The sequence below is a fragment of the Colwellia sp. Bg11-12 genome, assembly GCF_014076955.1.
Lineage (GTDB): Bacteria > Pseudomonadota > Gammaproteobacteria > Enterobacterales > Alteromonadaceae > Colwellia_A.
In genome coordinates this window covers 400,970-412,838 of record NZ_JACGUZ010000059.1, presented here as the reverse complement: position 1 = coordinate 412,838, position 11,869 = coordinate 400,970, and the positions used below count along the sequence as shown (strand labels likewise).

The following is an 11,869-nucleotide window of genomic DNA, read 5'->3' as shown; positions in this document are numbered from 1 at the left end:
CAACTCAGTTTCGATGTCAACGTTTTATTTAATTTAATTTGAAGTTAATTCAGATTTCATTTTAAAACGTTAAGTTAACTCTTTAGCTCTTATTAAGAGAAGTTAACTTATCAAAACAGCCCTTTCGTGGTCCGTTTTAACTGGACCCCTTGGAACTGGAGCGCATTCTAGACATTTTCTAAAAAGGATCAAGCACTATTTTCATCTTTTTGTTTGTTTGCTGTAAATAAAGACAATGTGAGTAATATACTTTCTGATCGTTTAAAAATTTTGCGGTACTTAATTTAATAGTCTATTAATGAGATTAAGTTGAACGCTAAAATAGTGCTTTTAATTAATATGTTTATTTAGTGTAGTAAACTTTTTAATTTTTGCTTAATATAAGTAAGGTGTTATTTACATATAAATTACACCTATCTTTTTTACAACTTTTGTACAATATTCAAAGCTGAATAGCATCGTAACAGCAATTTAGTTTTTTAATTTAGAATTTAAAATAATAATTAGGTATTCATATATGAAGTCTCCTCAAAGGTTAACATTTATCGTCGCAGTAATATTTGCTGTAATTGCTTACTTTTTATCAACGTTTATAGGCAACACACCAGTTATCACTGCTGTATTAGTTTTAGTTAGTGCTTTTATTGCTCCTCTTATTGGTACATCAAGTTCAGCAGAGAGTGCTGATGAAGAAGTAAAAACACTATATGTAGGGAATTTACCCTATAGAGCAAATGAGTCGGCGATTAGAGAATTATTCTCTGAACACGGCCAAGTTCATTCTGTTCGTTTAATGAAAGATAAGCACACAGGTAAGCGTCGTGGTTTTGGTTTTGTTGAAATGTCTGCCGATGCAGCTGATGCAGCTGTTTCATCACTCAATGATACTGAGTTTCAACAGCGCACGTTAAAAGTACGTGAAGCGAAGGAACGTCCAGAAAAAAATGCCGAAGAAGAGTAACATTACCACTTTTTAATCTGTAATGATAAACCCGCTTTAAAGCGGGTTTTTTATCGATTAAAAACAATGATAACGCTTACCTACTTTTATTATCTGCCTTAACTGTATCAGTTACTTTATTAAACTTGTCTTTGGCTTCTTTATTTTCACCAAATTCAGCCTTGAACACCGCATCTAGTAGTTGGCCAAAAGCATCCTCTTTTTTGGATAAAAGCGTGTTTGCTGTCTCTTGAAGTTGTTTAAATTGATCTAAAAAATCAATTAAGGGTCTCAGTTCTTTATTAACGCTTGGTAATTCTCTTTCATCAAACTCAGCTATTTCTGTATAACTTTGACTAACATAACTTGTTTTAGTTTGTTGCAAGTCCATACTAAAGTTAGCTATTTGGTCATTATCAAAACCGAGTGCAACGGCTTTTTCAAAAGCTTGATCAACATTACCACTGAAAAAATCTTTCTGTAGGGAATTTACGTCTTTTATTAATGCTTCAATGGCCTCTTTCTCTTCATCATCGAGATCACCTTCAACACTGTAGGAAAAATTCACCTCATGATACTCGCTACTTACCATAGTATAGTTCTCTGAAACGCCTCTGTTACTCTCTTGGTACTGAGCACTTTTTTTATTGCCGTACTCTTGTAATTCGCTAAATGATATTGAAACAATATCGCCGTCAGTGGTAGTAATACTAAGATCACTCTTTTTTGAGTTACTTACATAAAGTTCGCTGTCTAATGCAGAGTTTCTAACTTTTGAACTCTCTATATCTATATTACTCTTTGAGTTTTGCTCTGCAGGAAATATCTTTTTATATAAGTCATCAATATTCTTATTAATAAGGTCGCGGCTTTTTTCAATACCTTGACCTAATTCATCATCAAGTATTGATAGATCTTTTAAATCACCCATCGCTTGATCAATACCTAAGTTAGCTCCTGCTCGTCCTTGCTCAAACATTTCTTTCAATTCATCATCACTCGCACCATTAGCTTGCGCAGCAAGAATACTGCCACCAACAAAGTCCATAACCGTTCGAGCAACCGCTTCGAAATCAAAAATAGCAGATGAAGGTTCACTGTTAATTAATGGTTCTTTGGCTACTATATTGCTCTGAGCAACATTTTTAGTTGGTTGTGTATAATGAAATTTTTCAAACTTTGCTGATATTTGACTAGAAACTGACTGAAATACAATTTTCATGCTAATAGAGGCACGATTATTTAGTGCTAAATTATCGAAAGACTCTATTGGTATATGCTTTTTAACCGCTTCGTTTTTCATTTGTTCGGCTTGGCGTCTTTGCCCTTTGTAATTAGGCAAAGTTGTTTGACTATCAATTTTATTCATTACAATGCTCCGGTATCTAATTAAAGGTTAACTAAACACAATCAAAGATCTACAGATCCTCAAATTTAATATGGTTATAATATCGGCATTTACTGATAAACCTTTAATCTTGAGTCCATCATCACTAAGAAAATTATAGACAAATGACTAGACAAAGTAATCACAGTCGCTAAACTCAGCGCCTCTGTAATACTCACTAATATTGAGTATAATATCGTTTAATTATTTTTATGTTTAAGGCTTATATATGTTTAGTCACATCGCACCTCAATTTTATGATAAACAACTTGAAAATAAACAGGATGATATCGCTAAGTTGTTTAGTGAATTTGACTTGCCTAACTTTGATGTTTTTCGATCAGAGCCTTTAAATTATAGATTAAGAGCAGAATTTCGGCTTTGGCATGATGGTGATGACTTGTTTTACATTATGTTTAATAGTGAAACAAAAGAAAAATATCGAGTAGATAATTTCCCTGTTGCTAGTAAGTTAATCAATAAGGCGATGAAAGCCTTACTTGATGAAATTAAAGATAAACCTTCACTTCGCCATAGACTATTTCAAGTTGATTTTTTATCAACTCTAAGCGGTGAGTTATTAATTAGCTTATTATATCACCGACAATTAGATGAGCAGTGGCTCAATGATGCCGCTATGTTAAAGGCAACACTTTCGGTGATTGCTCCTGTTGACATTATTGGTAGAGCCAAGAAGCAAAAATTTATACTTGATAAAGATTTTGTCACTGAGCGCTTAACTGTTGGTGATAAAACTTATGTCTACGAGCAAGTAGAAAATAGTTTTACTCAACCTAATGGTCACGTTAATGAGCAGATGTTACTTTGGGCAAAGCAAGGCACTCAAAATATTGGTGGCGATTTAATCGAACTTTATTGTGGCAATGGTAACTTTAGCATCGCATTAGCTGAAAATTTTGATCGTGTGTTAGGCACAGAAATATCAAAAACATCGGTAAAATCAGCACAAAATAATATTGCTGCAAACCAGCTGAACAATGTTGATATTATAAGAATGTCGAGTGAAGATTTTAGCCAAGCGATGAACGGTGAACGAGAGTTTCGTCGTTTAGAAGGTTTTGATCTAAAAAGTTATAATTACGATACTGTTTTGGTTGATCCTCCAAGAGCGGGGCTTGACCCTGACAGTGTTGAGTTAGTGAGTCGGTTTGAACGTATTGTTTATATTTCATGTAACCCTGATACCTTAAAAGATAACCTTATTGAATTAGTAAAAACACATAACATTGAAAAATTTGCACTATTTGACCAATTTCCTTACACACACCATGTTGAAACCGGTGTTATTTTATCGCGTAAAAAATTAACTGATTAGGTTTTACTTTTTACACTTCGGTTACTAAATTCTGCAGCACCGCGAGCAATAAAGCGTAATTGTTGTATTGTTCGTAGTGCGATCTGCTGACGGTCGTCTTTATCGACATCTAAAGCATCAGAGCCTGCACTAAATACAATAGTAACGGCAGCATCTGCTTGCAAAAAAGCAACATCTGCATTTAATTTATTCGCTTGCTGTAAATAGTCACATAACTCTAAAGTGAAATAACGAACTTCTCGGTTTACCGCAGCTCGAAAAGCCGCTGACGTACCTGAGCGTTCTCGCAATAATAAACGAAATATATTACCGTTACTTTCAATAAATTCCATAAAAGTAACGACAGAGATTTGAATAACGGAGCCTCCTTTTTCAATACGCTGTCTCGCTTGCCGCATTAACTGACGTAAAGTTAGCCCGGCTTCATCTACCAGCGTTAAGCCTAATTCGTTCATATCAGAAAAGTGTCGATAGAATGACGTTGGTGCTAAACCCGCTTCTTTAGCGACTTCGCGTAAGCTCAAACTGGAAAAGCTACGTTCACTACTAAGCTGCCCTAGAGCTGCATCAATTAATTGTCGACGTGTTTTTTCTTTTTGCTGCGCTCTAATACCACTCATTGCTTAATTAACCTGTTCTTTAGCTTAACCTTATCATACTGAATTCTCATCTATTTACTAGAAACTTGATCACTAATAACGTTTTATAAAGAGGGTAAGATTGCTTAGTAATTAAAATTATAATAAAAATTACCTTGACTGCAAAGTCATCAAAGCTAAAATAGTGTACACGTGTACACTGAAATTTTAATTCAGTGTTCGTTTTTTTACAGATGGAATTTTTATTACATGAACAAACCTAAAATCGTTTGGCTAAATTTTAGTGTGTTTTTAATTACCTTTTTAGTAGCAGCGATAGCTGTTCCATATCGCGCAATAACACACGGCTTTGATAACACTGAGCTTCTTGTTGCATTCTGCTGCTTTATTTATTGTGGTATGTCGATTACTGCCGGTTATCACCGATTATGGTCACATAAAACGTATCAAGCGCATTGGTCTTTGCGCTTTATATTTGCGCTCGGTGGTGCATTCGCTTTGCAAAATAGTATTTTACATTGGTCATCAGATCATAGAATTCATCATAAGCATGTTGATAATAATGAAAAGGATCCTTATTCCGCAAAAAGGGGCTTCTGGTATTCTCATATAGGCTGGATGCTACGAGAGTATCAAGCACATCGATATGCTAATTACGACAACACCCGTGATCTGCAAAAAGACCCTATCGTAATGTGGCAACACAGAAACTACTTATTACTAACAATACTGATGAACTTTGGTGTGCCCATAGTATTTGGCTTATGGCATGGTGACATTATAAGCAGCTTGCTTTTAGTGGGTTTCCTACGTTTGGTTTTGAACCACCATACAACTTTCTTTATTAATTCCTTAGCGCATATTTGGGGTAAACAAACTTATACCGAAAGAAATAGCGCTCGAGATAATGGTTTTCTTGCTTTTTTGACCTTTGGTGAGGGCTACCACAATTACCATCATATTTTTGAAAATGATTATCGTAATGGTATTCGTTGGTGGCAATTTGATCCTACTAAATGGTTAATTAAGTGCTGTGAATTTTTGAAGTTAACTTCAAAACTTCGTACCTATCCAGATGATAAAATTGAGAAAGCACGATTAGCTATGGTACTTAAGCGTAGCCAAAAGAAGCTCCTAGCTCACCCAAATGCCGAGCAGATGCGTGAAAAGCTTCAGCAAGAGTATGATTTATTGATTGCTAGAATTAATGACTATTATGATGTTCGTAAAAAGTTACTCGCCAGTAAGCGAGATAGATTAATTGCTGATGTTGAAAGCTCTGAGTTAGCTGCGCAGTATCAAGAGTTTAAACAGCACCTTGCTGACCAGCAACAACATTGGCAACGTTTATTAACACAACTTGCATAAAACGTTCTCCTATTTAAGTATTATAGTGTAGATCAAGCTTTTACATAGTCAGACGTCTAAATTCCTGCTAGAATTTTTTAATCCTAGTAGGAATTTAAGGCAAGATTTTGGCAACTAAAAGCAAAGCTAAAACTACGACAAAAATCATCAATAAATACGATTACGATGCAATCATTATTGGTACGGGTCCTGGTGGCGAAGGCACTGCCATGGAACTCTCTAAAAAAGAAAAACGTGTTGCCATTGTAGAACGCTATAAAGACGTTGGTGGTGGCTGTACGCACTGGGGAACCATTCCCTCAAAAGCTTTACGACAAAGTGTTAGCCGACTCATTGAATATAATGCCAGCCCGCTTTTCAGAGGTCATGAAAAAGCAAAGCATTTAACATTTCCTGCTATCCTCAAGCACGCATCGTCAGTTATTCGCAAGCAAGTGCAATTACGCAGTGGTTTTTATGACCGTAACCGCGTTGAACTGGTTGCGGGAGAAGCCTCATTTATAGATGCGCATACGCTTAGAATAGTTAAAAGTGATGGTTCTGTTGAGCAAATCACCGCAAAACAGATTGTTATTGCCACAGGTTCACATCCCTATAGACCGAGTGATATTGATTTCAATCATCCTCGGGTTTATGACTCAGATACTATTTTATCACTCAAGCATGATCCCCGTTCTATAATTATTTATGGTGCTGGAGTTATTGGCTCTGAATACGCATCCATATTTAGGGGGCTTGGGGTCAAGGTAGATTTAATTAATACCCGCGATAGATTATTATCATTTTTAGATGCTGAGATGTCTGATTCTCTTAGTTATCACTTATGGAATAATGGTGTTGTTATTCGCCATGGAGAAGCTATTGAAAGTGTTGAAGCATCTGATGATTCTGTCGTTGTTCATTTAGCGTCGGGTAAAAAAATGCGTGCTGACTGTTTATTATTTGCTAACGGACGTACCGGTAATACTGCAGACTTAAAAGTTGAAAATGCAGGATTAACAGCAGATGGTCGTGGACAGCTTAAAGTCAATAATCAATACCAAACAAGTGTAGATAATATCTATGCTGTTGGTGATGTTATTGGTTATCCAAGCTTAGCTAGTGCTGCTTATGACCAAGGTCGATTAGCAGCTTCAGCGATGATAGATCATCACAGTACCGCAAAACTTATTGCTGATATTCCTACGGGTATTTATACCATACCAGAAATAAGCTCAGTCGGTAAAACGGAACAAGAACTTACCGCTGCAAAAATTCCTTATGAAGTAGGACGTGCTCAATTCAAACATTTAGCCAGAGCACAGATATCAAATAGTTTAGTCGGTTCATTGAAGGTGCTTTTTCATCGTGAAACCAAAGAAATATTAGGTATTCATTGTTTTGGTGAAAATGCTGCTGAAATAATTCATATTGGTCAAGCTATTATGCAACAAACCAATGGGGGTAATACGATTGAATACTTTGTTAACACAACGTTCAATTACCCAACGATGGCTGAAGCATTTCGTGTTGCTGCGCTGAATGGTTTGAACCGTTTATTTTAAATAATAAGTACTGAATTAACGGTAAGAAAGGTATGTTACGAATGAATAAATTAATTTTACCGTTATTTATTTTTATCGGCATACCTTTTTTTATGGTTCAAGCTGCTGAAATAAAGTATCAAAAAAGTGAAGATAAGAGCTATAGTCTTTATTTGATTCGCCATGCTGAACAGAAAACAGATCAAGACGATCCAGGACTAACACAATGTGGGAAGTTTCGTGCTAAGCAACTGGCCAGTATTTTAGAGTATGCAAAAGTAACAAAAATATACAGTACGCGCTATCAGCGCACTATAGAAACGGCCGCTCCGCTGGCACAACAACAAAAGCTTGCGATAAAGAACTATGCCCCAAACAAGTTAGAACAACTTGCTTGGCAACTAATGAAAGAGAAAGAAAACGCGGTTGTCTTTGGCCATAGTAACACCACACCACAATTGGCTGAATTAATAAGCCATACTTCAGTATTACCGATGACAGAAAAACAATATCGAGGCATATACCAAATTAGTTTTTCAAACAAGAATCCTCAACTAACCTTGTTAATGCAACCTCTCGTTTGCAAGTAAAGCTATAATAAATTATCTGCAGTGCCTTTTCGGCCAGCGCTAACTAACTCAATGTGCGTAATTGAAAAAGGTGTTCCCCATTGTTGAATCGTCATCATACCCGTTAGTGCATTTCCTCTTACTTTAATAACAGCGCCATCTTGTTGAAATTCTTTCTTTAAGTTCATCGGCAACCAATGCTTACCTTCTTTGGATACTAAACCAAAAAAACCGCCTTCCAAATTCATATATTTTACTGTTGCAGTAAATGACAACTGTTTCTGGTCAACTTTAGATGAAGAGGGTTTGACTGACACTTTAGAAACCTCTGATTTTGCAACAACATTTAATTGAGCAGACTTATCTATTGGATTAGTTGATTCTTGTTGGCAGGACATCAAAATACCAACAGATAAAACAACACAAGTCATTTTTTTAAACATACTGCACATCCTTAAATTGATCATCTTAATTAGATAATTAGTGATAAAAAAAGCAATCCCTGAGGCTTACTTTTATGATTGCGCTGATGAATGGTTATTGCTTAGATTCTTCTTTAACAGCATTTATTATTTCGTCAATTTTATGCTTATTACCACAAATAGCCTTTTGCTTATCATCACGATAATAACGAACATCAATGCAATCAACTTGAAAACGACGTTCTAACTCAGTACGTATAACTGGATGACCTTTAGCGTTAGTTATTTGGCGTTGCAATGACTGGCACATTTTAATTTGTTCACTGGCAATCGTTACATCTTCACAAGCATTTTCAGTGGTCGAACACCCTGTTATTGTCATTAGCGCAAGCGTTGAAAAAAGATAAATATGTTTCATAATGATGACTTTATTTGATTTTTTGTTAGCAGTTAACGCCAGTATAGTCAGCTATTATTGTTAACGATACCTTTTCTTATCTGGCTTGCCTGAAGTTATTTTTAGATAAACTCAATTAAGTAAATAAAAAAGCCATTACAAGGTAATGGCTTTGTGGGGGAAACGACTAGGTCGCTAATACTTTGTCAAGTTGTGGCTGCTTTTTCTTACGTTTAAATACCTTTTTCATATCTTCAATAATAAGGTATAAACTTGGGATCAGTACCAGTGTAACGATAGTCGCAAATAATACGCCAAATGCTAAAGATATCGCCATTGGAATAACAATTTGTGCTTGAGCGCTGACTTCAAAAAAGATGATAGGTACTAAACCAATAAAAGTTGTTAATGACGTTAGCATGATAGCTCTAAAACGTTTAGTGCCGGCATGTATTACCGCATCTTTTAGTTTAACGCCTGATTTTCTGGCATTGTTAACATAGTCAACCATGACTAAGGAGTCATTAACGACCACACCAGACGCCGCTAATATTCCCATAAGAGATAATGCACTTAAGTCCATATCTAAGATAAAATGACCAAACACAGAGCCAATAACTCCAAAAGGAATCACCACCATAATCATCGCCGCTTGCGAATAAGATTTCAACGGTATTGCCAATAGTGAGAATACAATCAGAAACGAGATAGCACCATCACGTATCTGACTATTTAGACCATCCATTTCTTCTTGAATACTGCCCGACAATTCGCTTTGAACTTTTGGAAATTTTCTTAACAGTTCTGGAATAAAGTTGTCTTTAATATCATTAGCAACTTTAAATGGCTCAACTTGCTCAGCATCGACACTTGCCCAAACGTTAATGGTCCGATTACCATTTTCACGACGAATACGTGTAACCCCCTCTTGTAGGGTAATATTTGCCAGTTCTGACAAAGGTAATTCAGCACCATTAGCTGTTTTTATCATCACATCATCGACATGGCCAACAGAGCTTCGTTGGTCAAGTGGGTAACGGATCATCACCTTCACCTCTTCGCTGTCACGTAAAATACGCTGTGCTTCTAGACCATAAAAACTGTAGCTCACTTGTGAAGCAATATCAGCTAAAGTTAAGCCTAAACTATAGGCTAATGGCTTCAATTCAAATTGAACTTCTTTGGCACTGGTTTGACGACTATCATTAACATCGCCAATACCTTTTAAAGAGTTAAGTTTAGTTTTTAACTCTCTCGATGCGGCGAGTAATTGTGCGTCATCTTTACTTTCTAATCTAAAGGCAATATCTCCATCATCTCGACCGGAGCCAAATAAATTATCACCAATAGTAAACGACTTTACACCGGGATAATTAGGAATAGCGGCGCGCCATAAATCAGCCAGTTCAAAAGTATTCATCGGTCGTAATTCAGGTATCACTAATTTAACCATCAATTGACCACTGGTTCGGCTGCGTAAATCAACTTGCATATCAGAGATCATTGACTGACCGTATTCAGCTTCAATCTCTTTATCTATGGTATTAATAACACCTTGAATATTTAACAAGGTTTGCAAGGTCGCTTTCTCAGAGGCATCTACGTTCATTTCAACATTAACGCGAGGAAAATCATGTGGGATCTTAGCTTGACCAACGGAGCGAACAAAACCTCCATTAAACAATCCCACACAAATTAGCATTAAACTAATAAAAAACATTAATACCGCGTAACGATAGCTAATAAAAGTAATTAACGCGGGTCGATAAATATTATCAATAAAGTTTTTTAGTTTGGTATCAATCCACCGACGTAATATATCGACTGGATTTTTAGGATTAAAAGCCTTAATTTTCATTTTTACCAAATGCGCGGGTAAAATAAGCTTTGACTCAATTAAAGAAAAGATTAAACAAAGGATCACGACTGAGCCAATGGCTTTAAAAAACGCAGCGGAGGGGCCTTCACCAAAAAGAAAAGGCAGGAATACAGCAATCGTTGTTAATACACCAAAGGTCGCTGGCATTGCAACACGTTGAATGCCGCGAATAACATTTTCAGTACTATGACCATTCTGTTCTATTTCTTCATGGGCACTCTCCCCCATAACAATAGCATCATCAACAACAATACCTAACACTAAGATAAAGGCAAACAAGCTAATAACATTAATAGTGACATTGATAAATTCTAATGGCATCAGGAACAAAGTACCAAGAAAACAAACAGGTAAACCCATCATCACCCAGAAAGCTAAACGAACACGTAAAAATAGCGCTAACATTATAAAAACTAATATTGCCCCACTTTTCATGTTGTCTATCATCATCGTTAAGCGACCTTCAAGATAGTAGGTCATATCAACCCAAGTTTCTAACTTAACGCCTTCAGGAAGTACCTTCGCTTTGTCATCAACATACTTTTTAATGACTTCTGCAACATCAGTAATACTTTGATTATTGGCCGCGCCAATAAAAATAGTGACTGAGTTTTCACCATTAAATTTTGAATACTGTAAGCCTTCTTTAAAACCATCGATAACTGTAGCAATTTGGCCTAATAAAACTTTAGTACCATCCGCTAAGGTAACAACAGGTATTTGCTCAAACTCATGTCCCCGATAAGCTTGGTTCTCAACACGTAAGTTAATATAGCCATTTTCTGCACGAATTTGTCCTGCAGACATATTACGTGAGTAACCACGCACCGCTTGAGCAATATCGCTAAAACTTAAATCATATTCACGTAACTTATCTTTGCTCACCTCAATGGATATTTCGTAGTCTAGTCCACTGTATAATTCTGAAATGTTAACAAAAGGCAGTTGTTGAATTTCGTTATGAACTTTTCGTCCTAACTCTTTCAGCTCACCATTGGTTAAGTCGCCATATAGACTGATGTACATCACTTCTTGGCGAAACTTTTCACGCTCAACTTTAATACGCTCCATGCCATCAGGGAAACTAGAAATAGAATCGATAGCAGATTTAACTTCTTCCAAAACAATTTGCGGATCATAATCAAGGTCAACTTCAAACCAACCGTTTGAAAAATTACGGTTTGAATAGGTAATTACGCGCTTTAAACCCTGAACTGTTTCCAAAGCTTCTTCAACTTTAATCGTTATACCTTCTTCAACTTCTTGAGGCGCAGCCCCCGGGTAAGGCGCAGTATAAGAGATCCAATTGATATTAATTTGTGGGAACATTTGTTTATTAATAGTGCTAATGGTAAAAAAACCACCCACTAAAATAAATATCATCAATAAGTTTGCCGCCACACTATTACGGGCGAACCAAGCAATTAAGCCTTTATTGGTATCATCCAT

The 11,869-nt window shown here is 36.2% G+C and carries 10 protein-coding genes; 5 read left to right on the top strand and 5 right to left on the bottom strand.

What is annotated here, in order from left to right; genetic code table 11:
- Nucleotides 1-517: 517 nt before the first annotated feature.
- Complete coding sequence (locus H4J39_RS07735; protein ID WP_182227036.1) at nt 518-961, top strand: RNA-binding protein; 444 nt, start codon at nt 518-520, stop codon at nt 959-961.
- A 76-nt stretch (nt 962-1,037) separates the two neighbouring features.
- On the opposite strand, the gene H4J39_RS07730 is transcribed toward H4J39_RS07735, so the two are convergent.
- Nucleotides 1,038-2,309 carry a DUF5610 domain-containing protein gene (locus H4J39_RS07730; protein WP_182227034.1) on the bottom strand — a complete coding sequence of 424 codons (1,272 nt, stop codon included), beginning with the start codon at nt 2,307-2,309 and terminating at the stop codon, nt 1,038-1,040.
- Nucleotides 2,310-2,556: 247 nt separating this feature from the next.
- Between H4J39_RS07730 and trmA the strand changes: the two genes are divergently transcribed.
- The gene (trmA, locus tag H4J39_RS07725) at nt 2,557-3,663 is read left to right on the top strand and encodes a tRNA (uridine(54)-C5)-methyltransferase TrmA (protein WP_182227032.1); all 1,107 of its coding nucleotides are present in this window, start codon (nt 2,557-2,559) and stop codon (nt 3,661-3,663) included.
- Here trmA and fabR read toward each other — a convergent pair.
- Nucleotides 3,660-4,283, bottom strand: coding sequence for an HTH-type transcriptional repressor FabR (gene fabR / locus H4J39_RS07720; RefSeq protein WP_182227030.1), 624 nt, complete (start codon nt 4,281-4,283; stop codon nt 3,660-3,662). The genes trmA and fabR overlap by 4 nt on opposite strands.
- A gap of 228 nt (nt 4,284-4,511) precedes the next feature.
- On the opposite strand from fabR, the gene H4J39_RS07715 reads away from it, so the two are divergent.
- The 3 genes from H4J39_RS07715 (at nt 4,512) to H4J39_RS07705 (ending at nt 7,743) form a co-directional block, all read left to right on the top strand.
- On the top strand, nt 4,512-5,630 hold the full coding sequence (locus H4J39_RS07715; protein ID WP_182227028.1) for a fatty acid desaturase: 1,119 nt from the start codon (nt 4,512-4,514) through the stop codon (nt 5,628-5,630).
- A 107-nt stretch (nt 5,631-5,737) separates the two neighbouring features.
- Nucleotides 5,738-7,174: a Si-specific NAD(P)(+) transhydrogenase gene (sthA, locus tag H4J39_RS07710; protein WP_220462150.1), complete on the top strand. Its 1,437-nt coding sequence runs from the start codon at nt 5,738-5,740 to the stop codon at nt 7,172-7,174.
- A gap of 41 nt (nt 7,175-7,215) precedes the next feature.
- The gene (locus H4J39_RS07705; protein ID WP_182227027.1) at nt 7,216-7,743 is read left to right on the top strand and encodes a histidine phosphatase family protein; all 528 of its coding nucleotides are present in this window, start codon (nt 7,216-7,218) and stop codon (nt 7,741-7,743) included.
- A 2-nt stretch (nt 7,744-7,745) separates the two neighbouring features.
- Here H4J39_RS07705 and H4J39_RS07700 read toward each other — a convergent pair whose 3' ends face one another.
- From H4J39_RS07700 to H4J39_RS07690, 3 genes are all read right to left on the bottom strand, one after another.
- Nucleotides 7,746-8,165 (bottom strand): hypothetical protein, encoded by a 420-nt coding sequence (locus tag H4J39_RS07700; protein ID WP_182227025.1) that lies wholly within the window; start codon nt 8,163-8,165, stop codon nt 7,746-7,748.
- Nucleotides 8,166-8,259: 94 nt separating this feature from the next.
- Complete coding sequence (locus H4J39_RS07695; protein WP_182227023.1) at nt 8,260-8,562, bottom strand: hypothetical protein; 303 nt, start codon at nt 8,560-8,562, stop codon at nt 8,260-8,262.
- A gap of 166 nt (nt 8,563-8,728) precedes the next feature.
- Nucleotides 8,729-11,869: an efflux RND transporter permease subunit gene (locus H4J39_RS07690; RefSeq protein WP_182227021.1), complete on the bottom strand. Its 3,141-nt coding sequence runs from the start codon at nt 11,867-11,869 to the stop codon at nt 8,729-8,731.